19 protein-coding genes, 1 tRNA gene and 2 pseudogenes are annotated in these 23,769 nt (G+C 73.1%); 7 read left to right on the top strand and 15 right to left on the bottom strand.

The annotated features are described in order from the left end of the window. Nucleotides 1-404: 404 nt before the first annotated feature. Nucleotides 405-1,028: a DUF3159 domain-containing protein gene (locus tag AB0H52_RS21375; RefSeq protein ID WP_151491555.1), complete on the bottom strand. Its 624-nt coding sequence runs from the start codon at nucleotides 1,026-1,028 to the stop codon at nucleotides 405-407. 181 nt (nucleotides 1,029-1,209) lie between these two features. On the opposite strand from AB0H52_RS21375, the gene AB0H52_RS21370 reads away from it, so the two are divergent. Next, nucleotides 1,210-2,097, top strand: coding sequence for a phosphatase PAP2 family protein (locus AB0H52_RS21370; protein ID WP_192580384.1), 888 nt, complete (start codon nucleotides 1,210-1,212; stop codon nucleotides 2,095-2,097). A gap of 8 nt (nucleotides 2,098-2,105) precedes the next feature. Beyond that, nucleotides 2,106-2,864, top strand: a complete 759-nt coding sequence (locus AB0H52_RS21365) for a maleylpyruvate isomerase N-terminal domain-containing protein (RefSeq protein ID WP_357949483.1) — start codon at nucleotides 2,106-2,108, stop codon at nucleotides 2,862-2,864. 23 nt (nucleotides 2,865-2,887) lie between these two features. Here the strand turns inward: AB0H52_RS21365 and AB0H52_RS21360 are convergent, their stop codons facing one another. Both AB0H52_RS21360 and AB0H52_RS21355 read right to left on the bottom strand, forming a co-directional pair. After that, a complete protein-coding gene (locus AB0H52_RS21360) occupies nucleotides 2,888-3,751 on the bottom strand; it encodes a DUF1028 domain-containing protein (RefSeq protein WP_357949480.1) in 864 nt (287 codons plus the stop codon). Nucleotides 3,752-3,790: 39 nt separating this feature from the next. Beyond that, on the bottom strand, nucleotides 3,791-5,011 hold the full coding sequence (locus AB0H52_RS21355) for a low temperature requirement protein A (protein ID WP_278122019.1): 1,221 nt from the start codon (nucleotides 5,009-5,011) through the stop codon (nucleotides 3,791-3,793). Nucleotides 5,012-5,166: 155 nt separating this feature from the next. Between AB0H52_RS21355 and AB0H52_RS21350 the strand changes: the two genes are divergently transcribed. Beyond that, nucleotides 5,167-6,150, top strand: coding sequence for an LLM class F420-dependent oxidoreductase (locus AB0H52_RS21350; RefSeq protein WP_151493055.1), 984 nt, complete (start codon nucleotides 5,167-5,169; stop codon nucleotides 6,148-6,150). Beyond that, nucleotides 6,147-6,938, top strand: coding sequence for an SDR family oxidoreductase (locus tag AB0H52_RS21345; RefSeq protein ID WP_278122020.1), 792 nt, complete (start codon nucleotides 6,147-6,149; stop codon nucleotides 6,936-6,938). Before AB0H52_RS21350 ends, AB0H52_RS21345 begins: the two co-directional genes overlap by 4 nt. Nucleotides 6,939-6,951: 13 nt before the next feature. On the opposite strand, the gene AB0H52_RS21340 is transcribed toward AB0H52_RS21345, so the two are convergent. Together AB0H52_RS21340 and AB0H52_RS21335 are read right to left on the bottom strand one after the other, a co-directional pair. Further along, the gene (locus tag AB0H52_RS21340; protein ID WP_225854843.1) at nucleotides 6,952-7,395 is read right to left on the bottom strand and encodes a hypothetical protein; all 444 of its coding nucleotides are present in this window, start codon (nucleotides 7,393-7,395) and stop codon (nucleotides 6,952-6,954) included. A gap of 267 nt (nucleotides 7,396-7,662) precedes the next feature. Continuing rightward, nucleotides 7,663-8,403: a class I SAM-dependent methyltransferase gene (locus tag AB0H52_RS21335; RefSeq protein WP_192580510.1), complete on the bottom strand. Its 741-nt coding sequence runs from the start codon at nucleotides 8,401-8,403 to the stop codon at nucleotides 7,663-7,665. Nucleotides 8,404-8,554: 151 nt separating this feature from the next. Here AB0H52_RS21335 and AB0H52_RS21330 point away from each other — a divergent pair, with 151 nt between their 5' ends. Then, a complete protein-coding gene (locus AB0H52_RS21330; protein WP_357949475.1) occupies nucleotides 8,555-9,292 on the top strand; it encodes a hypothetical protein in 738 nt (245 codons plus the stop codon). Between the two features lie 50 nt (nucleotides 9,293-9,342). Here AB0H52_RS21330 and AB0H52_RS21325 read toward each other — a convergent pair whose 3' ends face one another. The 5 genes and pseudogenes from AB0H52_RS21325 to AB0H52_RS21305 all read right to left on the bottom strand — a co-directional run. Next, on the bottom strand, nucleotides 9,343-11,757 hold the full coding sequence (locus AB0H52_RS21325) for a transglutaminaseTgpA domain-containing protein (RefSeq protein WP_357949472.1): 2,415 nt from the start codon (nucleotides 11,755-11,757) through the stop codon (nucleotides 9,343-9,345). Then, nucleotides 11,733-12,893, bottom strand: a complete 1,161-nt coding sequence (locus AB0H52_RS21320; protein ID WP_357949469.1) for a DUF58 domain-containing protein — start codon at nucleotides 12,891-12,893, stop codon at nucleotides 11,733-11,735. Before AB0H52_RS21320 ends, AB0H52_RS21325 begins: the two co-directional genes overlap by 25 nt. Nucleotides 12,894-12,907: 14 nt before the next feature. Further along, nucleotides 12,908-13,903, bottom strand: coding sequence for a MoxR family ATPase (locus AB0H52_RS21315; protein WP_278122025.1), 996 nt, complete (start codon nucleotides 13,901-13,903; stop codon nucleotides 12,908-12,910). Nucleotides 13,904-13,930: 27 nt separating this feature from the next. After that, nucleotides 13,931-16,534 (bottom strand): fibronectin type III domain-containing protein, encoded by a 2,604-nt coding sequence (locus AB0H52_RS21310; RefSeq protein ID WP_357949503.1) that lies wholly within the window; start codon nucleotides 16,532-16,534, stop codon nucleotides 13,931-13,933. A 1,776-nt stretch (nucleotides 16,535-18,310) separates the two neighbouring features. After that, nucleotides 18,311-18,757, bottom strand: a pseudogene (locus AB0H52_RS21305) (tetratricopeptide repeat protein); the annotation flags it as partial. A gap of 234 nt (nucleotides 18,758-18,991) precedes the next feature. Between AB0H52_RS21305 and AB0H52_RS21300 the strand changes: the two are divergent. Continuing rightward, nucleotides 18,992-19,075: transfer RNA gene (locus AB0H52_RS21300), tRNA-Leu, on the top strand. A gap of 26 nt (nucleotides 19,076-19,101) precedes the next feature. Here AB0H52_RS21300 and AB0H52_RS21295 read toward each other — a convergent pair. Then, on the bottom strand, nucleotides 19,102-20,634 hold the full coding sequence (locus AB0H52_RS21295) for a recombinase family protein (protein ID WP_357949466.1): 1,533 nt from the start codon (nucleotides 20,632-20,634) through the stop codon (nucleotides 19,102-19,104). Beyond that, a complete protein-coding gene (locus tag AB0H52_RS21290; RefSeq protein WP_357949463.1) occupies nucleotides 20,631-21,191 on the bottom strand; it encodes an NADAR family protein in 561 nt (186 codons plus the stop codon). Before AB0H52_RS21290 ends, AB0H52_RS21295 begins: the two co-directional genes overlap by 4 nt. Nucleotides 21,192-21,350: 159 nt before the next feature. Here AB0H52_RS21290 and AB0H52_RS21285 point away from each other — a divergent pair, with 159 nt between their 5' ends. Next, nucleotides 21,351-22,103 carry a hypothetical protein gene (locus AB0H52_RS21285; protein ID WP_357949460.1) on the top strand — a complete coding sequence of 251 codons (753 nt, stop codon included), beginning with the start codon at nucleotides 21,351-21,353 and terminating at the stop codon, nucleotides 22,101-22,103. 82 nt (nucleotides 22,104-22,185) lie between these two features. Here the strand turns inward: AB0H52_RS21285 and AB0H52_RS21280 are convergent, their stop codons facing one another. The 3 genes and pseudogenes from AB0H52_RS21280 to AB0H52_RS21270 form a co-directional block, all read right to left on the bottom strand. Next, the gene (locus AB0H52_RS21280; RefSeq protein ID WP_357949457.1) at nucleotides 22,186-22,545 is read right to left on the bottom strand and encodes a hypothetical protein; all 360 of its coding nucleotides are present in this window, start codon (nucleotides 22,543-22,545) and stop codon (nucleotides 22,186-22,188) included. Next, nucleotides 22,467-22,688: pseudogene (locus AB0H52_RS21275) on the bottom strand (transposase); the annotation flags it as partial. The gene AB0H52_RS21280 and the pseudogene AB0H52_RS21275, both read right to left, overlap by 79 nt. A 90-nt stretch (nucleotides 22,689-22,778) precedes the next feature. Further along, nucleotides 22,779-23,726, bottom strand: coding sequence for an NAD-dependent epimerase/dehydratase family protein (locus AB0H52_RS21270; protein WP_151493099.1), 948 nt, complete (start codon nucleotides 23,724-23,726; stop codon nucleotides 22,779-22,781). Nucleotides 23,727-23,769: the final 43 nt, after the last annotated feature.

The raw sequence follows: 23,769 nt of genomic DNA, 5'->3' as shown, positions 1-23,769 counted from the left end.
ACCCGGGGTGGGTGGCGCACCCGCCCACCCCGGGGTTCGGCCGGGTCCGGGGGACCACGGGACCCGGCCGGCGGACGGCCTGACACCCACGGTCAGGCCGGGGTGGGCCGGCCATCCGGACAACGCAGCGGATCGGCCGGCCCACCCCACCGCCCGGACTTGAGGAAGCCGCGAAAAAGCCCAGAAATTCCGTCCCTCGCGGGATCACACCAACGACCGTGACGGAGTAACGTACGTCACCGGAGAGGCCGCTCCCCCCGTGGCGGCCTCTCCACTTTTATGCCCCCGGAACGCGCGGTGCGGTGCGGCGGGGTGCGGCGGGGGTGCCGCGATCGGTGGCACGGTGATCGGTGGCAGTTCAGCAGCGCGGCGCTCGGCGTGTCGGGTCGCTCAGCCGCCAACGATCACGCGGCGGGCTCCCCGGTGACCGGGTGCCGCAGCCCCGGATGCCCGGGCGGCAACGACCGGCGCAGCACCATCCAGCTCACCGCGAGCGCCGCCGCGACCAGCGGCCACGTCAGCGCCACCCGAGCCACCACCAGCCCGAGGACCTGCCCACCCAGGTACAGCGGCACGAACACCGCCAGCCGCAGCACGTACGTCGCCGTCCACACCCAGCTGGCCCGGCCGTACCCGCGCAGCAGCGCCGGGTCACGCCGCCACCGGCTCCGCTGGCCCAGCACTGCGCCGACCAGTACCCCGAGCAGCGGCCATCGCACCATGATGCTCACCGTCCACAGCAGCGCGCTGGCGGCGTTCGACAACAGTTGGATGAGAAAGAAGTTCTCGGCCCGGCCGGTGCGCACCGCGATCAACGCCGCGACGCAGACGGCCAGGAGACCGATCAGCACCGAGCGCGGCCGGTCACCCCGACGCAGCCGGACGACGGCCACCACCGCGCCGACGGCCAGCGCCGCGCCCACCCCGGCCCACACCGACTCGCCGCCGAGCAGCCAACCCGCCGCGAACGCCACCGGCGGCAGCGTGGCGTCGACGGCGCCACTGCGTCCGCCCAGCAGATCCGCCAGCGACTCGGCCCGCGCCGGCCCGCGGCCCGGATCGTCACCGGCCCGCTGCTGTGCGCCGGGCTCGACCTGGCCCGGGTCGCACTCCGGTGTGTCGCCCACCGCCACCTCCTCGCCTCCGCTCAACCTAACCATCGACGGGCGGCGGGCCACCGGCCGACGGACCGGTGCAGGCCGCTACGGTGTGCGGATGCGCGCGACGGCACGGGGTTGGACTGCGGTCTGGATGGTCGTACTGGCCCTCGTCCAGGCGGCTGCCTTCCTCGCCGTCTGGCGGGTGGCCGTGCACACCGGGATCGGCCAGTGGGTGGACACGGTCGCCCTGACCGGCAACCGGATCGGGCAGGACCGCATCGACGGTCCCGTCGACCGGATCCTCAACGCTATGTCGGTGGTGTCCCTGCTGGCCGCCACCGCGGTGATCGGCTTCATCGCGCTCATCCGGGGGCGGATCGCCCTGGCCATCACCGCGACGCTCCTGATCGCCGGTGCGAACGTCTCCAGCCAGCTGCTCAAGTACGGGCTGAACCGGCCGGACTACGGCCTCGACCCGGAGCGCGCCGCCGTCGGCAACAGTCTGCCCAGCGGGCACACCGCGGTGGCCGCGTCGGTGGCGGTCGCGCTGGTGCTCGTGCTGCCACGCAAGGTGCGCGCGGTCGGTGCCTTCCTCGGCGCCGGGTACGCCGCCGTCGCCGGGGTGGCCACCCTCTCCGCCGGCTGGCACCGACCCAGCGACGCGGTGGCCGCGTACCTCCTGGTGGGGGTGTGGGCGGCGCTGGCCGGGCTGCTCCTGCTGATCACCCAGCGGGAGCAGGCCGAGGTCGCACCCGGCGACGCGCACCGGGTCGCCGCGCTGGTGCTCGGGGTGGCCGGCGTGCTCGCCCTGATCGCCTGCGGCGTGGCGCTGTCCTGGTTGGTCGAGCTGCGGGGCACCGGGCCGGAGGAGTTGACCCGCCGACCGCTCTTCATCGGGTACGCGGGCAGCGCCGCCGGTATCGCCGGCACGATGGCGGTGGTGATGGCGCTGGTGCTGACCATCGTGCACCGGCTGGTGCCCCGGGTGAAGGGCTGAGCCGCCCGGTGGACCCGGTCCGGGCGGCGTTCCGCGCGGAGTGCGTACGGCTCTCCGAGATCCTGTCCGAGCTGGACGACGTCGACCTCGACCGGCCGACCGACTGCCCGCCGTGGACCGTCCGGGAGTTGATCGCCCACGTCCGCATCGGCGCCGGACGGCTGGCCGACATGCTCGCCGCGCCCGCCCCACCGCACGCCGAGGTGGACGTCGCGGGCTACTTCGGCGCCGCCAAGTTCACCCCCGAGGTCGACGCCGCCCGGATCGAGGCCGCGCGGTCCGAGGCCGCCAGGTCTGAGGTTGGGCGGTCTGGGGCTGGGCGGTCTGGGGCTGGGCGGTCTGGGGCTGGGCGGATCGCGGGTGGTGGGCGGGTTGTCCGGCCGGTGGGCGGGTCGGCGGTGCGGGGCGAGTTCGAGCACGCGTGGCGGGCCGCCGACGCGGCGGTCGCCGCCGCCGCGCCCGAGCGGGTGGTCCGGACCCGGCACGGCGACGCGATGCGCCTCACCGAGTTCCTGCGTACCCGGGTGGTCGAGGTCGGTGTACACGGCCTGGACCTGGCGGCCGCGTTGGACCGGCCACCGTGGCTCACCCCGCAGGCGGCGGTGGTGATCGCTGATCTGCTCACCGGTGGGCGACCGGCGCCGGCCGGGTTGCGCTGGGATCGACTGACCCTGATCCGCAAGACCACCGGTCGGGCGGCGCTGACCCCCGCGGAGCGCGCCGAGATCGACGTCGCGGGCTTCCGCTGGCTCGCCTTCGGCCGGTGACCCACCCCCGAGCACGGCGGGGGTCAGCTCGCGGAGCGGGGGGCGGGGACGTGCGGGGCGACGCGGCGCAGGTGCGTCAACACCACCGGGTCGATCCGGCCCGGGACCAGCCGTTCCTCCAGGTTCTCCAGGCCCGCCCAGGAGATCAGCGCCGCCTCCGGCCCGCCCCCGGTGACCGGGTGACCGAGCGCGGTGAGCAACGTCGCCACCTCGTCGGCGACCGCGCCGCTCAGGTCGAGCAGGGTGGCTGGGTCGGGACGGCTGAACAGCATGGTGTGCACGGCCAGCAGTCGACCGAGTTCGGTGACCGGTTCGGGATGGTCGTCGACCCGCAGGTCGACCAGCACGTCGCTGCCGCCGGCGTACCCGCCGCCGCGCTCGACCACCAGTAGTCCGGCGCTCTGCCGCCCGCGCCGGTCCCCGCCGGCCTCGTCGCCCGCGCGCAGCGCGGCGAGCAGCCGCTCGGCGAACGGTAGCGCCGCCCCGGCCAGCCACGCGTCCGCGAGGGCGTCGACGACCTCCGGGCCGGTGAGCACGTTGCCCTGGGCGGCCCAGCCGTCGCCGGTCCGCCCGCCGGCCCACGGATGGCAGGCCGGACCGGTCCAACTCGCGCCCGGACCGTCGGCTCCCACCACACCCAGCTGGCGGTGCTCCCGCTCGGGGTCGGCGGCGATCAGGCCGGCCACCACGTCGACGGCGGCCACCCCGGTGCGCAGCAGGGTCAGCCCCTGGGGGCGGTAGGCGAGGTTGACGTGCGCCTGGGTGGCCAGCGCGCCGATCTCGGCCTCCGCCGCCGGCACCAGCGCCCCGGCGGCGAGGAACTTGCTGGCCACGGCGACGCCGTGCAGGCGGCCGTCGGCCGAACGGGCGACGAGGGAGAAGGTCACCCGCCGAGACTAGCCGGGCTGTCCGCGTACGCCGATGGGTCAGAACGGTGGCGCGGCGGCCTCCGGTGGGGCGCCGTGCGCCCGGCGGGCGTCGGCGACCGCGACGCCACCGAGCACCAGGACCCCGACGGCGGTGGCGGCCAGACCGGGCAGGTGCAGCAGCGGTACGGCCGCCGCCGCCAGCACCAGCACGGCGATCCACCGGGACGGGGAGACCCGCCCGAACACCTCGTACTCGAAGCGGGCCCGACCGGCGAGGAACAGCGCCGGCCCGCCGAGCACCATGGCCAGCCACGCACCGGGAATCCGGATCAACGGTTCCTCGATGATCAGTTCGTAGCCGATCGCGGTGGCGGCCAGACCCACCACCATCACCAGGTGGGTGTCGGCCGCCGAGCGTCCGATGGTGGCCGGGTGACGGGCCTTCATCACCGCCTCGGCCAGGATCTGCCCGGCGCGCTGGACATAGATCCGCCACAGCACGATCGACGTGGCCAGCGCCAGCCCGAACGCCCACACGTGCCCCGACTCGTACGGCCCCTTGCTGTAGGCGAAGCCGGCCACCAGGATCGTCTCGCCCAGCGCGACGAGGAAGAACTGCTGGTACCTCTCCGCCAGGTGCTCCCCGGCGATCTCCCACTTGGAGATGGTCGACCGGCCCAGCCCCGGCACCGGCCAGCCGCACCGGGCGGCCGTGTACTCGATGACCAGCGCCGCCGTCCAGAGCTGCACCTGAGTGTTGGTCGGCAGCAGCGCCCCGCCGATCCACAACACCCCGGTGGAGGCGAACACCACCGTCATGCGCACCTTCAGGCGGCGGTACGGGTGCGGTCCCAGCGCCATCGACAGGATCAGCGGTCGGGACACCTGCGCGACCACGTACGCCACCGCGAACATCAACCCGGTCTCGGTGAACGCGCGGAGGATCGCCACCCCCATCACCATCGAACCCACCAGGGCGGTCAGCACGACGGTCTGCAGCGCCAGCTTGTACGGGTCGTACCGGCTGGTCGTCCACGCGGTGCCCTGCCAGACCGACCAGAGCGCGAGCAGCAACAGCAGCGTCTTACCGCTGCCGGTGACCGCCGCCCAGCCATGCTCCCGCGCCGGGCTCTCGGTCAGGTCCTCGAACGCGCGCGCGGAGATCCGGGTGAGCGCGAAGACGTAGACGAGATCGAAGAACAGCTCCAGGAAGGTGGCCCGGCCCGGCGTTGCCGCCGCCGGGACCGGCTCCAGGTGTCCCGCCCCCCTGGAACCCATGCTCAGCGGCCTGCGCCGGTGGTCCGGTCCACCTGGCAGTCGTAGCACCCGGTGGCGGTGCCGGCGGCCGGAAGCCGGCGATTCTGCCCAGTACGGGGATCTTGCTCGCGGACCCCGTCAACGGGCACGATCGATCGGTGACGAATCGATGGGGTATGACGGTGCCGCTGGGCGGGATCGCGCTGGCCGACCATGACGCGGTCTACGCGGCGCTCGACCGGGCCGGGTTCACCGACGTCTGGTCGTCCGAGGTGGCCGGGACCGACGCGTTCACCCCGCTGGCGCTGGCCGCGGCCTGGCAACCCCGGCTGCGGTTGGGCACCGCGATCACCCCGGTCTTCACCCGGGGCCCCGGTCTGCTGGCGATGAGCGCGGCGGCGCTGGCCGAGGCCGCACCGGGCCGATTCTCGCTCGGCATCGGCGCGTCCTCGCCGGTGCTCGTACGGGACTGGAACGCGGTGCGGTTCGACGAGCCGTTCCGTCGTACCCGTGATGTCCTTCGCTTCCTGCGGGCCGCGCTGCGCGGCGAGACGGTCGACGAGGTCTACGAGACGTTCACCGTGCGGCGTTTCACGCTGGAGCGGCCGCCGGCCGTGCCGCCGCCGATCCTGCTCGCCGCGCTGCGGCCGGGGATGCTCCGGCTGGCCGGCGCGGAGGCCGACGGGGTCATCCTCAACTGGCTCAGCGCCGACGACGTGCCGCGCGCCCTCGCCGAGCTGGGTGAGCGCCGCCCCGGATTCGAGGTCGCCGCCCGCATCTTCGTCTGCCCCACCGAGGACGCCGCGTACGCCCGAGCGCTGGGCCGGAGGCTGATCACCAGCTACCTCACCGTCGGGGCGTACGCCGAGTTTCACCGCTGGCTCGGCCGCGACACGGTGCTGGCGCCGATGTGGGAGGCGTGGGCGGCCGGTGACCGGCGCGGCGCCAACGCGGCGGTGCCGGACGAGGTGGTCGACGCGCTGGTGGTGCACGGCACGCCGGAGCGGTGTCGTGCCCAGGTGCGCCGCTACGCCGACGCCGGTGTGGACGTGCCGGTCTTCGCGCTGCTGCCCACCCCCGAGGTCGCCGCCGGCGGCGCGACCGCGCTGCTCACCCTCATCGCCCAGTTGGGCGTCGAACCGGTGGGAGCGTCCGCATGAATCTCACCGACCGGATCGTGGTGGTCACCGGCGGCGCCGGTGGCATCGGGGCCGCGCTGTCGCGCCGGTTCGCCGCCGAGGGTGCCGCCGCCGTGGTGGTCGCCGACCTGGACGCCGACGCGGCCCGCGCGGTGGCCGAGGGCATCGGCCCGGTCGCGCACGCCGCCGCCCTCGACGTCACCGACGAGGACCAGGTCCGCGCGTTGGTCGCCGACACCGAGAAGCGGTACGGCCGCATCGACCTGTTCTGCGCCAACGCGGGCGTGACCACCGGCGGGGGAGTGGAGGTCGACGACGCCGGTTGGGACCGGGCGTGGCGGGTCAACGTGCTCGCCCACGTCTACTCGGCCCGTGCGGTGCTGCCCGGGATGCTCGCCCGTGGCGGCGGCCATCTGCTGCACACCTGCTCGGCGGCGGGCGTGCTCACGGCGGTGGGCGACGCCGCGTACACCGCGACGAAACACGCCTCGGTGGGTTTCGCCGAGTGGCTGGCCATCACCTACCGGGACCGGGGCATCCGGGTGAGCGCGCTCTGCCCGCAGGGTGTGGACACTCCGATGCTCGCCGACGGGATCGTCGAGGGTCACCTCGGCGCCCGGGTGATCGCCGCCTCCGGCGCGGTGCTCACCCCCGACGAGGTCGCCGAGGCGGCCGTCGCCGGGCTGGCCGAGGAGCGTTTCCTGATCCTGCCGCACCCGGAGGTCGCCGACTACGCGCGCCGCCGGGCCGAGGACCCGGACGGGTGGCAGGCCGGCATGCGCAAGCTGGTCCGCCGCCTGACCGCCTGACACCGACCTGCCGCTACCGCTGCGGGACGCGCCCGGCGGCGAGCAGGTGCGCGCTCGACCCGACCAGCGCCGGTTCGCTGCTGTACACCTGGGCGAGGTCCACCGCGGCGGCGAAGACGGCGTCCTGCGTCGGCCCGCCCGCCGCCGCGTCCGCCGCCGTCCACGCCGGGCCTTCGACGTCGTGGACGACCACCCCGGTCAGCCCCGCCTCCGCGCACTCGTCGGCCACCTCCTCGGCGCGATGGAAGTAGGCGTGGGTGAAACCGATCCGCGGATCGTTGGTGCCGTCGGTCAGCAGGGTCCGTGCCTCCGCGAGTGTCCTGGCGTCCAGTCGTCCGGTGGCCGCGAAGTCCAGCGCGCCGGCGAAACGGGAGATGGCCGCGGCCACGACGCGACCACCGGGACGGGTGACCCGGACGGCCTCCCGCAGCGCCCGCAGCCGATCGGCGCGTCGCACCAGGCGTACTCGCCGGTGCCCCCACCGACGTCCAGGACGCGAGCGCCCGGGCCGGGCAGGAGATCCCCCAGGAGCTGCATCGTGCGGATCCACTCCAGGCGTGCCTGCGGCCGGCCGGTGAGCCGCTGATCCTCGCGGTAGCGCTGCGTGTAGTAGTCGATGATGTCGCTCGAATGCTGATCCACGCTCTGATGGTCATCGTTGTCCGGCGCGCGGGCCAGCGGATTACGGTGGTGCTCGGGTGCCCGTCCGCCGCGCAGATCAGGACTACTGCCGAGCGGCGGTCACCAGGGTCATCCGCCGGGGCGCGGGCGCGTGGCGGACGTGGCGGAAGCCGACCTCGGCGAGGCGGTCGGCCACCCAGTCCGGCGCGATGCGCAGCTTGCGGTACGCGCTGGTGGACAGTGTCCAGTCGCGCTGGGCCGTCCGTTGGTGGAGCAGGTCGTGGACGGTGACGACGTCCGGCCCGTACTCCAGGATGCAGGTCAGGATCGTGTCGGCGTCGGAGTGCACCGGGATGATCCGACTCGTTCCGGTACGGCTCGTGCTGAGGTCACGGAAGCTGAGCACGAGGCGACCGCCCGGGGTCAGGGCGGCGTACAGATCGGCCAGGAGTTGGGTGACGGCCGTGCGGTCCGGCAGATGGGTGAGCGTGTCTCCCATGCATACGGCCAGCTCGGCGGTGCCGGCGGGAAGATTCGCCGCGACCTCGCACAGGTCGTCCTGGACGACGCGGATGGCCGGATGGTCACCGGCGTAGAGCTCCAGTTCGGCCAGGAGCTTGGCGCTGCTGTCGACCGCCAGGATGGTCGGATGACCCATCCGGGCCAGGGCGATCGACTGGAAACCCGAGCCGCAGCCGAGGTCGACCGCGACGCCGGTGCCGGTCGGCTCGGCGACGCCGGCGCGACGGAGAACACCGAGCTGCTCCTCGACCAGGGCGGCGTGGGGCGCACCGAACATCCACGTGTAGTGGTCGGCGAGAAAGCCGTCGTAGTGCTGGTCCATCGGCGCTCCCACCCGGTTGCCTGCCGCCGTCCTGGTCTCGTTGGCCCTGAGTAGTTCACACGAGCCGGAACGGACCCATCCCCCGTCAACGGGAGCACACTCCCCTGCACAGGGGAGGAGGAGTCCGTTCATCGCCACCCACCATGGCGTCATGACTGTCGCCGCTCGCACGCGCCGATCCGCCGCCGCTCCACGCAGAGGCTGGGCGATGGCGTGCGCCGTCTTCGTCGTCGGTGCGGTGGCGCTGCGCCTGTACTGGATCGCGGGTGGCCGGTGGGGCTACACCGCCTGTGACCGCACTGATCTGGTCGACCCGGCGGGTGGCTGCGGGGCGGACCGCGTCGAGACGCTGCCGTTCTGGGCGGGATGGGGAGCGGTCGGAGTCGGCGCCATCCTCGCGGTGGTGATCGTGTGCGCGGTCCGCTTTCCCGGCCGCACCGCGACCACGGCCAGCTGGGCCGCGGCCTGGCGACTGTCCCTCGTGTTCACCGACGATGCCGTCACCCGGTGGTACATGATCTTCCTGTCCGCCCTGTCGATGGGGTTGGCCCTGTCAACGCTCGGGCTCGTGCATCGCTGGGGACAACGGGTGCCTCGGTCGGTCCCGCTGCTCGGGGGTCGTCCGATCCCGGCGCGCCCGATCGTGCTCGTCGTACTGACCGGGGGCTGGCTGCTGGTCGCCATCTGCGCGTACTTCCTCCTGAACCAGAGGTTCCATCTGGTGCACTCCACCTGGGTGGGAATCGGGGAGGACGAGCCGGCACATCCGCCGCCCGACTGGGAGGTCCTGCGGTACTACGCCCCACTCCTAGCCTGGGGCCCCCTGGTCCTGGCAGTAGCCACCGATTACCAAAAGCGCGTACGGCGAGCGACCACCCGCTCTCGGTGATCAAGAGGTTTGCGTCAGGAACGGGGCCAGATCTGACGCAAACCTCTTGATCACCGAGGGGAGTGGGGGGTGCGGGAGGAGTGGGGGGTGCGGGATTGGCGGAGGGGGGACGGGTGGATGGACCAGAGCACGCGGCGCCACCAGGGGCGGGCCGCGCGCAGTGTCGCCACGTACTGCGTCGCTGCCGCGGCGGCGCGGGCCGCCTGGTCGGCTGTTGCGGCGCCGGGGGCGAAGCCCACCTGGTTGAGCAGGGCCGCCAGGTCGTCGACTGTCGCTTCCGGTGCCGCGGCCGGCACACCGCCGACGCCGCTGCTCGGTGTGCCGGCCGCGCCCGGCGCACCGCCGACGTTCGCGGCCGGGGCGCCGGGCACGGCGGCGTCATCGTCCGTGACGGCGCTGCCCGAGGCGCGCCGCGCGTCGGCCAGGGCCCGGCGGGCTTGGCCGGCGACCTCGGTGGCGGCCAGGTCGTCGCCGACCGGCCGACCGGCCAGCCGCAGCGCGTCGGTGACCTCCCGCCAGGCCCCGGCGATGCGCTGGCCCGGATCACCCTGCGCCAGGCGGGTCCGGGTGAGCGAGCGGCGCATCGCCAACAGGGTGAGCAGCAACGCCCCCACCAGCAGCAGCAGGCCACCGCCGCCCCCGGCGACCAGCACCGGCGTGGACAACCCACCGCTTACGGGTGGCCCGTCGGAGGCGGCCACCGGCTCCGGCGAGGCGGTCGGCTCCACGGTGGGCGCCGGCGCCTCCGACGGCGGTGGATCCTCCGGTGCCGGCCGGAAATCCTCCTCGACCGGCCTCGGCTCCTCGTTCGGGCGGGGCATCGGGTCGAACGGCACCCAACCCAGGCCGTCGAAGAGCACCTCCGGCCAGGCGAACGCGTCACCGGCCCGCACCGGCCCCTGGCCGGTGGACCGGAAGCCGACCACCACCCGCGTCGGTAGCCCGCTGAGCCGGCCGAGCACCGCGAACGCCGCCGCGAACTGCTCCGACGTGCCCTCCTGCCCGCCGCCGTCACGCGGTCCGAAAAGGAAGAAACCCAGGTTCGGGTACGCGTGCCCGCTCGGCGCGTCGGCAGCGACCCGGTAGTGCTCGCCCAGGAACTGCTCGATCGCGGACGCCCGCGCGAACGGGGCGCCGTTCTCCTCGGCGAGTTGCGCGGCCAGCCGGCGCAGCGTGTCGGGCACCCCGTCGGCGACCCGCAGCACCCGGGCCACCTCGTCGCCGGCGGGCACGTTCGCCGTGGTCAGCAGGTTGTTGCCCGGGCGCTCGCGAGCCGACTCCACCGTGTAGCGCAGCCCCGGCGTCAGCCCCTCCGGCCGGATCAGCGTCCCGGTCGCCGGGTCGTACGCCACCCGCGCGCCGCTGACCTCGCGGGGCGTCGCCACGGCGGGCAGCAGTCGACCACTCAGCTCCGCCACGGTGATCTCCTGCCGGACGGTCTGCACCGTGTTGTCCCGCGCCGGCATGCTGGCCGGCAGGATCCGGCCCGCGTTGCGGTACGTCGCGCCGACCCGCCAGGTCACCCCGTCGTAGTCGCTGAGCACCGCCAACCGGATTCGCGCGCGGTCACCGTCGGCCGCCGCCGCTGCGTCCTCCGCCGGCACCGTGCTCACGTCGAGGAGTTTCTGCTCCGGGTGCAACGCCCAACCGGAGATCCTGATCAAGGGGTTCTCGTCGAGCGACTGCACCTGCGGCGGCTCCACGTACCGGCGTGGGTCCACCGGCCGGCCGTCGACCTGCCCGGCGACCACCGGGCCGAGCAGTGCGACCAGCCCGACCACCAGGGCCACACCGAGCGCCGAGGCGACGGCGAGTCGCAGCCGCACCGCCGCGCGTACCCGGGGGGCCAGGTCGGCGCTCGGATCGCCGCCGGCCGCCGCCGGACCCGCCGGCACCGCCAGGCCGACCGCCGCGACAGCGACGAACGCCACCGTCACCCCGACCGCCGGCGCGGCGTTCGGTCCGACCACGTAGAGGGCGGCGGCGTACAGGCCCGCCGCCGGCAGGTAGCCCAGCAACACCCGACCGGTCCGCAGCGCCACCTCCGCGCCGGCCAACCCGGCCAGCCAGGCCGCGACCACCGGCACCAGCACCGTGTCCGGAGTCGGCTCCACCGGAATCATCGCGGTGAGCAGCCGGGGGATGCCGTTGCGCGCGGCGTCCGCGGTGACCTCCAGCAGGCTGCCCGGCAGGTCGGCGCGGGCGGCCGCCAGCCGCAGCGACAGCAGCGTCCAACCGGCCATCGCGGCCACCGACACTGGCGCCACCAGCCAGGACGGCAGCCGCCGGGCGGCCACGCTGACCAGCACCGAGCCGACCGCGGCGCCGACGACCAGCCGGGTCAGCAGGTCACCGGCGTACACCCGACCGAGCACCACCCCGGCGAGCGCGGTCAGCCCGATCAGCGCCAGCGGGACCACGGCCGCCCGCAGCACCCGTGTCACCACCGGCGCACCCCGTCCCACTCGGCGGCGAACTGCTCCCCGTCGGCCGCGTCGACCACCACCAGGCCCGCCGCGCCCGGCGGTGTCGGCTCGGCCGCGCCGAACACCCCGACCACCACCGACGGGTACGCGCCGCGCAGCGCGCCGACGTGCCCCAACTCGGCCCGGCCACCCGGCCCGGTCAGGACGACAAGCGTGTCGCCGAGCTGGTCCTGCCGCAGCCGGGTGGTGGTCGCGCGCAACGCGTCGTCGTCGTCGGCGAGTTCGGCGGCGGCGAGCCGGTCCAACGGCCCGAGCGCGGCGTCACCGTCGCCCCGCTCGGCGAGTTCCGGGACGACCAGCAGCAACACCACCGGCAGGTCGGCGCGGTGCGCGGCGGTGACGATCGACGCGGCCGCCTCGCAACCCGACTCGAACGACTCCGCCACACCGTCCACCCGCTGCGGGTGCGCGGTCGCGCGGTTGTCCAGCAGGACGACGAGACGCGGCAGGCTGGTGTCCACATTCTCCCGCACCATCAGCTCACCCACGCGCGCGCTGGTACGCCAGTGCACGCGGCGCAACTCGTCGCCCACCACGTACTCCCGCAACGAGTCGAAGGTGATCGACCCGTGCGGCACCCCGTCCACCCGGCCGTCGAGGCTGCGTCCCGCGCCGGTCGGCACCGCCGTCAGCGGATGGATCCGCGGGTGCACCCACACCGGTGCCGTCGGGCCGTACGGGCGGGCCAACGCCACCAGCCCCAACGGATCGCGCCGTGTCACCCGCAGCGGCCCCACCGGCACCACCCCGCGCCGGTCGGTCGGCACCTCGTAGCGAACCTCGGTGTCCCGGCCGGGCCGCACCCGTAGCAGCGGCACCGGCACCGTGCGGTCCCCGCACCGGTCCTCGGCCAGCAGGTTCGCCGACCGCAGCCGGCCGGTGTTGCGGACGGTCACCGTCATGCTCGCCGGCTCGCCCCGCGCCACCCGGTCCGGGTCGGCCCGCCGGGTCACCGTCAGGCGGGGTCGCCAGGCCGCGACCAGCGCCGCGTAGCCAACCGCCGCGCCGGCCGCCGCGCCGAGCAGCGTCAGCTCGGGGTACGCGAACCGGAAGCCCGCCCCCAGCAGGACGACGGCGGCGACGAGCAGCCCGACCCCTCGGGCGGTGATCCCCATGCCGCTGCTGCCGGTCAGCCCTGTACCGGAGCCGGCTGCCCCGACGGCAGCGGCACCGGCACCGACGCGACGGCCTGGCGCAGCACCTCCGCAGCGGTCACCCCACGCACCTGGGCGTCCGGGGTGAGCAGCAGCCGGTGCGCGAACACCGACTCGACGAGCGCCTTCAGATCCTCCGGCATGATCCAGCCCCGCCCGTCGATCAGCGCGTACGCGCACGCCGCCCGGGTCAACGCGATCACACCTCGGGGGCTGACGCCGACCCGCACCTGCGGGTGGGTGCGGGTGGCGGCGGCCAACCGGACCGCGTACGCGTAGAGCGGCTCGGCGATGTGCACCCGACGGGCCATCCGGACCATCTCCCCGACGGTGGCGGTGTCGGTCACCGGGGCGAGCGCCTCCGGAGACCGCACGGTCGCGCCGCGCAGCACCTCCACCTCGACGGCCTCGTCCGGGTAGCCGACGGAGAGCTTCACCAGGAACCGGTCCAGTTGCGCCTCGGGCAGCCGGTAGGTGCCGTCCATCTCCACCGGGTTCTGCGTGGCCACCACCAGGAACGGCGACGGCACCGGATGCCGGACACCGTCCACGGTGACCGTGCGCTCCTCCATCACCTCCAGCAGCGCCGACTGGGTCTTCGGTGACGCCCGGTTGATCTCGTCGGCGATGACGATGTTGGCGAAGACCGGCCCCGGATGGAACTCGAAGTCCCGGCTCGCCTGGTTGAAGATGGTCACACCGGACACGTCCGAAGGGAGCAGGTCGGGCGTGAACTGGATCCGCCGCCACTGGCCCTTCACCGTGGCGGCGATGGCCCGCGCCAGGGTCGTCTTACCGACCCCCGGTACGTCCTCCAGCAGCACGTGACCCTGCGCGAAGAGCGCCGTCAACGCCAGCCGCACCACCTGCGGCTTGCCGAGCACCACCGCGTTGACGTTCTCGGCCAGCCGGGCGGCCAGGGCGGCGAAGCCCTGGACCTCCGGCTGGGTGAGCGGCTCGTTGGTGTTCACGGTCGGCGGTGCTCCTTGCCTGGTGGATCAGCAGGTGGGCAGGACGTTGATGTTGTCGCCGCCCTCCAGGTTGAGCCAGGCCCACGGGATGTAGTTCTTCCCGCTGTACTCGACCTGCACCCACCAGGTGCTGTGCTTCTGACTGTTGTAGATCCAGGAGTCGACGTCCTCACCCGACTTCTTGCAGTACGCCTGGAGCCGGCGGCCCGGCTTGGCCCAGCCCACCTGCTTGTCGTTGTCCTGCCGGGTGACGGAGAAGATCTCGTTGCCGTTGCGGCCGTCGACGTCCTTGTTGCAGTAGGTGCGCTGGTCGCCGTCCGGCCCGTTGTTGCAGGTGGCGATGCCGTACAGCGGCTGCGTGTCCTGCGCCCTCGTCGCGTTGCCCTTGCCGGCGGCGTTGCTCGCCGTCACCGTGAACGTGTACTTCGTGCCCGGCGTCAACCCCGGCACCGTGATGCTGGAGCACGCCCCGGTCTTCGCCGGCTCACCCGGCGTGCTCACCGAGCAGGTGGCCTTGCCGCCGCCCGCGTCCACCGTGAACGTCACCGTCGCCGCCGTGGCGGTCGCCGACGAGCCGGTCACCGTGACCCGCGGCTCGGCGACCGTACGCGCCGTCGTCGTGGCCTCCGGACCGGGACCGGCCTCGTTGACCGCCTTCACCTTCACCGCGACGTTCTGGCCGTTGCCCAGACCGGTGACGGTGGCACGGGTGTCGGTCGCCTCACTGACCCGCCCACCGACGTCCACCAGATACTTCGTCACCGGCCGGCCGTTCGCCTCCGCCGGCGCCCACTGCACGGTGACCGCGCCCGGCTGGTCGGCGACCGTGCCGGCGCGCAGATCGAGCGGCTTGCCCGGCGCCGCGAACGGCACCACCGTGTTACTGACCGGTGAGGCCGCCGAACCGGCGCCCTTGTCGTTGACCGCCACCACCGTGAACGCGTACTGGGTGCCGAACTCCAGCTCCCCGGCGGGCACCACCAGTTCGGTCTTCGTCGACTCGCCGGCCGGCGCGTTCGTACCCGCCGAGCTGGCCGTCACGGCGTACTTCGCGATCTTGTTGCCCTGCCCGTTCGCCGCCGGCCACTTCACCAGCACCGTGCCGTCCGGCCGCTCCTTCGCGGTCACGCTGGCCGGCGGATCGGGAACGGCGGCGGTCGGGGTCACCGGGTTGCTGCTGCGCGACGGACCGTCGCCCTTGGCGTTCACGGCGTGCACCGCGAACCGGTACGTCTCGCCGTTGGTGAGGCCCTTGACCTCCACCGCACGCTGGTTGGCGCCCACCTCCAGGCGCTGACCGGCGCCCTCCACCACGTACTTCATGATCTCGGCGCCGTTCGCGGCGGCCGGCCGCCAGCTCACCCGGGCCTGGGCGTTGCCGGCGGCGGCGGTGACGCTGCGCGGTGCGCTCGGCTTACCCACCCGGGGCTTCTTCGGCGGGGGCGGCGGCGGGGGAGTCGGCGGCGGGTCACCGCCGAGAACGTCATTGGCGTACTTGTCGACCTCGCGCACCTGGTGCTTGTCGTCCACCACCCGGGCCGTCGCCGCGTCGGGGGAGTTGATGAACAGGTGGTTCTCGCGGACCTCCAGCTCCAGTGGCCCGTTCGCGCGGCTACGGATGGTGTCGACCAGTTGGCCACCGGCGTCGAAGGAGTAGATCGTGCCGGTCGCCTCGTCGGCGCAGTAGAACCGGTCCGCCCAGGCCACCGCCGGGCTGAGCCGGTCGCCGCTGCCCGGCACCGTGAACGCCCGCTCCTCACCACCGTCACCCACCACCAGCACCCGCCGATCCGCGGTCACGGTGACCGGGACACGCGGCCCGCTGGTGCGCGGGGCCAGTTCCGCCGGCCCGGACAGCGTCAACGGCGTCGGACGCACCACGCCGCGCTGCACCCGCACCAGCTTCCCCGCCGTACGGTCGAGCACCGCCACACCGTCGTCCAGCGTGGAGACGACCAGCTCGTGGCTGGGCTCCGCGACGTCGTACGTCTCGACCCGCTCCGGGCTGAGCCCGCCACCGGCGGGCGTGCCCGAGGCCGGTGCGGACGGCAGCTTGGCGGCGGTCACCACGGACACGGTGCCCTCGCTGGGCACCGCGATCCACAGTCGCCCCTCACCGTCGAACGCGCCGCCGGTGATGCCCGGCGGGTAGCGCACCGGTTCGCCGACCGGCGTCAGTGAGCGCGGGTCGAGCTGCCGGACGATGCCCTGCACGGCGTCGACGACGAACGCCGCGTCCTCGTGCAGGGCGACGCTCACGCCGAGGCCGGGGGTGGTCGGGGTGGTCGCGGTGAGCTGCAGGGTGGCCAGGTCCAGTGAACTGACCTGCCCGGTCTGCAGGTCACGCAGGATCAGCAGCCGATCGGTCTGGGTGACCTGCATCGGGTGCCGGGCCGCGCCGGGGATCTCGGTGCGGGTGTCGACCCGGGCGGTGACCCCGTTGACCCGGGCCAGCTCACTGCGCGCCGCGCTCCACAGCCAGGAACTCGCGTCATAGTTGGCCACCGCGTTGTCCGCCGCCCCCAACCCCAGGACGGTCAGCCCCATGGCGGCCAGCAGCGCGGTCACCGTGCCGACGGTCACCAGCCCGCCGCGCAACCGGGACCGGGAGCGGGGGGCGTCGGTCCGTATGGCGTCGTCGATGCTGGCCACAGCCGGCTGCCTCCCCTGAGTCGTGGCAGGTGGCGCGCCTCGCGGCAACCCCTCCCCTGAGCCGGGTGCCATCATATGGCCCGGCCGGGAACGGGGGAACCCGCACCGTCACCCCTGTGGATACCCAGCGTGTGCGTTGTGGACAGCCCCTCAGCTCGGCGGGGTGGCCCGCTCCCGCGCCGTGCAGACCTGCCCCGAGGTGGCGAAGCTGTCGGTGGAGTACACCGCCAGCACCGTGAAGCAGTAGTCCACCCGCGTGCTCAGCCCGTTGACCGTGTAGCTCGTCCGGCCCGGCTCCACCGTGGCCATCACACCCAACGCCGAACCGGCCCGACCACCGGCCACCATGAACGGCACCGTCCCGCCGGCCGGGTCCGTCCAGCTCAACGTGATCGTGACCGAGTTGTCACGTAACTTCAGGTCCCCCGGAGGCGGCCCGGCCACCGTCGGCGTCACCGACGCCACGGGCGCGGCCCCGATCGGCGGAGCGTCGTCGCGGGTCAACACCACCGCGCCCAGGCCGGCCAGAGCCACCACGGCCACCCCGGCGGCCACGACCGCGCCGATCAGCGTCGCCCGGTTGCGGCCCGCCGACCCGCCGCCCTCCTCGGCGTACGCCAGTCGGTACGGCTCCGGCCCCAACTGGTACGGCTGATCCGGATACGGCTCCGGAACGGGGTGAGGGTGATGGTCGGCCGGTCGAGGGCCCGCGGCGGCCAGTGGCGGATGCGGCACCTGGTCGTTGCCCGCGCCGCTCGCCAGCGGGACGGCCGGCAGCACCACCGTCGCGGCGTCGGTCGGGTCCAGTCGTGACGCGGCCGCACGGTCGACGTCGGGCGGGAGCGGTTCCGTTGCCCCGGCGTTCGCCGACGGCTGTGCCTGCGGGGCCGCGCCGCCACCCCACGGCGGCGCCGTCAACCCCCACGGGGGTACGGGCGGCGCGCTCACCGGCGGCGCGGAGACCGGATGGCGGTACGGCGGCCCGGACACGGGCCCGTAACCGGGCGGCGCGGACACCGGGTAGGTGTGCCCGGGCGGCGCGGACACGGGCTCCCCGTGCGCTGAGGGCCCGGACACGGGGTACGGATTCGCGGGCGGTCCGGAGACTGGGTGCGGATGGGCTGGCGGCGCGGAGACCGGGTAGGGGCGGGCCGGCGGCCCCGAGACCGGGTGCGGGGGCGTCGGCGTTGCGCCGACCGGCTGGGTGGGTGGTCCGCTCGCCGGTCGCGCCGGCCCGGTGTCGTCGCGTACCTCGGCACCTGACCCGCTCGCCCCGACCGGTCTGGTCGTGGCTCGGGCGGCATCCTCGGCGAGCAGCGGCTCGATCTGCTGTACCTGGATCGTCGGGTTGTCCCATCGGGGCGCCGGCTCCGGGGGCGTGGCGGCGGGCACCGGGGCCGACGGCCCGGGCGGCACGTCGACCACTGGACGGGGTGCCTGGTCGCCCACACGTTGGCGCGGCGGCACGGCCGGACCGGACTGCGGTCGCTGGACCGGTCGATCCGCTGGCTGTGTCGGCCGGGCGGGTGTTGGTCTCGGCGGTCCGGCGAGGCTGGTACGCGGGGCGGGCACGGCGGGTGCGCGTACTCCAGGAGGGTTTGCCGGGGACGCGGCCGGCGGCCCCGAGGGAGCCCACGGCGACGCGGCGGCCGGGGTGTCATCCGCCGCCGGCCGCATCGCGGCCAAGGTCGCCAGCGACAGCGTCGGACCGGACAGCGCCGACTGGCTGGCGGCATCGGTCGGTGCCGGGCTCGCTGCCGGCGACGGGCCGGGGGCGGCCTCGCCGAGGTAGGCGCGGGCGGCACGCACCGCGGGATGGTGCTCGCCGAGCGCGGCCGGCCCGGCGGTGGCGACGCGGGTGTAGTTGCGTCGGGCCTCGTGCCGGTTGCCCAACTCCTCGGCGACCTCGGCCAGCTCGAAGGCGAGCGCGAGCAGCACCGGGTCGGAGTGCTCCCAACGCCGCTCGCCCGCCGCGAACGCCTCCTCCAGCACCCGGCGGGCAGCCAACGGGTCGTCCGCCTCGCGGTGCAGCCGTGCCAGCAGGTGCGCGGTGTGCAGCATCTCGGGGTGGTCCTCGCCGAACTGCGGGCGAGCCGATTCGACGGCCTCCGCCAACAGCTGCCAGGCGGCGCTGAGGTCACCCGCGGCACGCAGGGCGAGGGCCTGGTGCTGGGCGGCTGCCAAGGGAGAGGGATGGGCCACGGGGCAATGCTGCCGGCAGAGGGCGGCCGACCGCTACCCGGACACGCCTGCGACGGCTCGTCGGTGACCCTCGGAAAGCCGGTCTGAGCGGCGGTGGGAGCGCCTCGGCGGGGAGGGTGCACGGCGATGTGCATGATCCACGGGCGGCGTGTACAGTAACTCCCCGTGCGGCCCGCTGGGCCGGCCTTCGGATGCGAAGATCATCTGGGTCGGCGAGGTAGGCTGAACGTGCAAGTCCGGGTGGCGGAATGGCAGACGCGCTAGCTTGAGGTGCTAGTGCCCGTATAGGGCGTGGGGGTTCAAGTCCCCCCTCGGACACGCAAACCCCTGCGAAGCATTCAAGGTCAGCGATTGATTTGCTTGTTGCGGGCTGTCGGAGCGCGCTGGCGTGGGACCCGCGCCAGCGCGCTGACCGTCGTTCTATCGGTGCGGTTGGTCTCCAACATCGTCTCGTCGAGTTCCAGGGCGATGCTGCTCTGATGGCAGATGATCGTGATCGAGTGGTCGCGGAGGAATCGGGCGAGGTCCTGCGGTTCGGTGGATCGCTGAAGGTGCGCGAGTTCCAGTCGGATCTTGGGATCGGCGCTGCCGATCTGGCCTATCTTTGTGAGGGCGTGGGCGACGATGACGTCTTCGCGCAGGTGCAAATTCGCGGCCGGGCGTGTGGCAGGGTTCTGGGCGCTGGTGTGGCCGTGCCGGCACCGGTAGCACGGGTTGCCGTGGCTCCACTGGGATTCCATGCTCCGTCCGCACTGCCCGCAGTGCAGGAGACCCACCAGCAGGTAGGCGCGCCTGGCGCCGTCACCGGGCTGGGCGAGCGCGGTGACGGCTTGGGCGGCGACGAAGTCGGTCACGCTGACCAGGGCCGGGTGGGTGGGTTTGGCGGAGATCGCCCACTGGGTCCCGGCGTTGAGCCTGCGGGCCTGCAGCAGGCCGGGTAGTTCGTGCTGGGTCTGTTCGTGGTCGGTGCGGTGGCGGTTCCAGACCTGCCGGCCGGTGTAACGGGGGTTGGCGAGGATCGCCGCGACGGTCCGGAGTCGCCAGCCGTCGCCGGGGCGGTGCGGGTTGCGGTCAGGGTCGGCGGCGGACGGGCACGGCACGCCCTTGTCGTTGAGCGATCGGGTGATACCGGCGATGCTGTGTCCGGCGAGGCGCTGGGCGAACATCCACGCGACGTGCGGGCCGGTGCGCGGGTCGGGCTCGAGGCGGTGTAGTCGTCGTCCCCATCGTGCGTGGGCGCGGTTGGGGTGTGCTCCGGCGTCGACGAGCTGGTATCCGTAGGGTGGTCGGCCGCCGAGGTAGCGGCCCTGCTCGCGGGTCTGTGCCTGCATCGCCATGGTGGTACGGAAGCGAGCACGCTGGACTTCGCGTTTGGCCTGCGCTCCGAGCAGCATCAGCAGCGCTTGATGGGTGGTGTTCTGAAAGTCGAGCGGCCCGTCGGTCTCGGGCAGCCACAGGTGTACGCCGTGCCGCTGCAACACCGCGGCCACGTGTATCGCCTGGCTGCCGGAGAACGCCCGCGCATACTCACCGACGACGATCGCGTCGAAGCCCCGGTCAGGGTCGGTCACCGCGGCGAGCAGCGCTGCGGCTTGAGGCCGGTCGATCCAGGACAGTTCGCGGGTGTGGCCGACGTCAAAGAACTGCGCGACGATCCGGCCCCGGCCGGCGACGAGTTCACTTGCGACGTCGAGCTGCCAGCGCCGCGAGGACACCGGGTCCTGATAGTCCTTGGTCGAGACCCGTCCGTAGAACGCGAACCTGAGCCCAGCCGGCACCCGGCTCCCACGCTGGCGCACGCGTGGCTTCTTGCCCTCGACCCACGCGGCGAGGAGATCCTTCTCACCGACAGGTGGTGCGGGTGCCATGTCGATCATTGACTGTCCTGGCGTAGTCGTTGACGAGTGTGCATGAGGGCGAAGCCAAGCAGGTTGAGCCCTTTCCACCGGCTTGGGTCGGCGGCGAAGGGGTCGTCGGCGGTGAGTCCGATGCCCCAGATCCCGTCGAGAGGGCTGGCTTCGACGAGGATCCGGTCGCCGGTGCCGAGCAGGTAGGCCCGCAGATCGGCATGCTGGCCGAACTTCGCGACGCTGCCCTCGACCACGATGCCGTATCGGTTGGCCTCCCAGACGGGCTGGTCGAAGCCCTGCACCTGCCATCCCAGCGTCTTGGCCCGGTGCGGATACGACGCGGTCAGGACCTGCTCGGCGATGCTCGTGTCGCCGAACAGGATGGCTTTGGCCCACATCATGTAGTGCTCGGCGGTGGCGAACTCGCGTCCGTCGATCGCAAATCGGGCGGGCCACCACTGGCTCAGGCAACCGGCGCCGACGCTGCCGTCCGGCTGCGGCTGGTGTCCCCAGAAGTGCAGGAACTTCACCCGCCGGCCGGAAGTAACGAGGTCGACCAGGTCGGTAACGGTACGCGGATCCACGGCCGCTAGTTTGGCGGATCGACGCGCCGGACCGCAGCCGATATTCCAGCGGCGGCGACCGGCTGCCCAGCACCGTCACCGCCTAGGCTGTTTGCCGTGGCTGTCTCGTGCTGGCATGATCCCGGCCATGATCGAGAGAATCGAGTCCTCGGTCCGCCCGTGAGCGTGACAACCGAGCCTGGATCGCTCGGACCCCAGATCAGTCTGTTCGACCACGCCCTGCGCCTGCATCGGCCAGATCCGGGATCTCCTCCTCCGCGTGACGGCGAGCCGTATCCGGACGACGAGCGTCACCCGCGGCGGCGTCGATCGAAAACCCGGCGAGATCGGCGACTCGACGGTGCTGACGTTGCCGTCATTCTCGACGCGCACTTCGGCACGGCCGATGCGCCACCGAACGAACTCGTTGACGCGTTCTGTGACGTCGATGTCCCGATCCATCGGAACGAGCACATCGCAGCGGCAGCCCTGCGCGCGGATCGGCAGCGGGTTCGGAAAACCGGCCGGTGGCTGGTGCGGCACAGCACTGATCGATGTTCCGCGACAGTCGGGCTGGCGCTGCTCGCCACCGATTGGGCAGATAACGACGTTCCGCTGATCCAGACGATCGGCCTGCTGTCGGACCGGTTTGGGCCGCTGGCCGCCGAGGCGCTACAACGTCGCCGCGAGGGCGGACAAGCCCTGTTGTGGTTGGCCCAACGCGTTACCGGTTGGGGAAGGGTGTACGTCATCGAGGCGCTCTGCCGCCACGGTGCCGCCGCCTCCCGTCAGTGGCTGCGACGTCATGCCTGCGACGGCGACTTCCTCAACGGCTACTTCGCGGGCAAGGTCGCCACGACAGCCCATCTCCATGAGGCATCATCGGCAGCGAGGTCGACGATGACCTGGTCGATCACACGGGCCGGCTGTTGAGGATCATGGCGGACTGCGGTGGCATGGGCATGACTTTGGAGCACTATCCGCCGGCATCGGCCGTGCTCGCCGCCCACGTGGCTCACCTCGTCCGGCAGGCGCCGACCGTGAGTAGGTACGTCGACGCGGCGGTCATCGCGGACCACCTGACGGAGAAGGCCCGGAACGATCCGGATGCACTGCAGAGCACCGAGACGAGCTGGTGCGGCAGTACCTCGCGGTCCTCGATCGGCAGGACTGGCGCGACGCGATCCGCGCCGGCCTCGACCCGGACAGCGACCTCTACTCCTGGTTCGCCGGCGACGTAGCAGCGCGGCTGCAGCGGGTCTGTCAAACGAACGGTGTAACCCAGGTTGTTGAGGGCTACTTTCGGCCCGCGGTCAGGCGTCCTTCGAAGGCCATCTCGAAGGCGTTCAGAGCGGATTTCCAGCGCATCGTCCACCGTCGCGGGCCCTGCCCGGTCGGGTCGAGGCTCATCACGGCGAGGTAGACGCATTTGAGGGCGGCGCCCTCGTTGGGGAAGTGGCCGCGGGCGCGCACGGCGCGGCGGATCCGAGCGTTGACGCTCTCGATGGCGTTGGGAGTGGCGGCGGCGCGGTGGCGTTGGAGGCGGTTGATGCCGAACTCGCCGTGCCGTTAGCGAGAGAGCCCCGGGTCTCCGCGATTGCCGGCCTGTCAGCAACGCGGTAAGCAGCAGTTCGTCGCGTCATGCAGGTCCTGGTGCGGGGGGCGGCCGGCCTGGCAGCCAGCGTCCCGCCAGATCCTCGTCGAGTCGTACCAGTGGTCGGTGGCTGCGAGATCGAGGACGCGAGCAGGTAGGTGTGGGAGGGCGGCGGAGGCCGCTGCACGAGACAGGTTGGTCCCGGGTGCGCTGACGCCCAGGCAGGTCGCGAGTGCCTCGATGACCTCACGGAGGCTGACCGGGCGTGGGTGATTCGCGTGGTACATCGCGCCGTGCGGGAATTTCGGCCGGTCCAGCGCCAGCGCCAGGGCCACGCGGGCCAGATCACGCACCGAGATCATGGACATCTTGGCCGTTCCACCATCAATCAGACCAGGGGCTTTCAGGAGGGCTACCAGCGAGGGCAGGACCCAGCGGTCTCCGGCCCCGTAGACGAGGTGCGGCCGGAGCACCACGCCGCCGGCCGACCTGACCGATTGTTCGGCGGCGAGGCGACTTGTGCTGGTCGGCGACGACGGCGACGGCGTCAACGCGCCCTCGACGGCTCCACGATGTGGTCCGGTGCCGTAGACCGCCGCTGTGCTGACGTACAGCAGGCGACCAATGCCCGCCTGCACGGCGGTCCTGACGAGGTTCGCGGTGCCTTCCTCGTTCACCAGGGCGCACCGCCTCGGGTCCGGCCCAATGTATGAGGCGGCGTGGATGACTAGGTCGACATCGTCACAGATGCCGGCGATCGTGCGGGGGTCGGCCAGATCGGCCGAGACCACGGTGACGGCTGCGGTGGGCGGGTTGGTGTGCCGAGGACGCAGGAGGACGCGGATGTCAGGCGTTCGGCGCCGATGGAGCGCTGCCAGAATCGCCGACCCGATGAATCCGGTGGAACCGGTTAGCAGCACCCGTCGAACTTTCGGGTCTGCGACGGTCCGGAAGCCGGTCACCGGCTGACCATGGCCGCCGCACCACGTGAATCCCTAGGATGTC

It is taken from the genome of Micromonospora sp. NPDC050695 (assembly GCF_040654415.1).
In the GTDB taxonomy this organism is placed as follows: Bacteria; Actinomycetota; Actinomycetes; order Mycobacteriales; family Micromonosporaceae; genus Micromonospora.
The sequence above is the reverse complement of the archived record's forward strand: the minus strand, read 5'-3'. Positions and strand labels throughout refer to the sequence as shown.

Bases quoted from the DNA above. Each gene is read 5' to 3' on its own strand.
- AB0H52_RS21355 (WP_278122019.1), bottom strand. From the start codon at position 5,011: ATGGGTTCCAGGGGGGCGGGACACCTGGAGCCGGTCCCGGCGGCGGCA.
- AB0H52_RS21295 (WP_357949466.1), bottom strand. From the start codon at position 20,634: ATGATCGACATGGCACCCGCACCACCTGTCGGTGAGAAGGATCTCCTC.
- AB0H52_RS21335 (WP_192580510.1), bottom strand. From the start codon at position 8,403: ATGGACCAGCACTACGACGGCTTTCTCGCCGACCACTACACGTGGATG.
- AB0H52_RS21320 (WP_357949469.1), bottom strand. From the start codon at position 12,893: ATGGGGATCACCGCCCGAGGGGTCGGGCTGCTCGTCGCCGCCGTCGTC.
- AB0H52_RS21330 (WP_357949475.1), top strand. From the start codon at position 8,555: ATGACTGTCGCCGCTCGCACGCGCCGATCCGCCGCCGCTCCACGCAGA.
- AB0H52_RS21345 (WP_278122020.1), top strand. From the start codon at position 6,147: ATGAATCTCACCGACCGGATCGTGGTGGTCACCGGCGGCGCCGGTGGC.
- AB0H52_RS21350 (WP_151493055.1), top strand. From the start codon at position 5,167: ATGACGGTGCCGCTGGGCGGGATCGCGCTGGCCGACCATGACGCGGTC.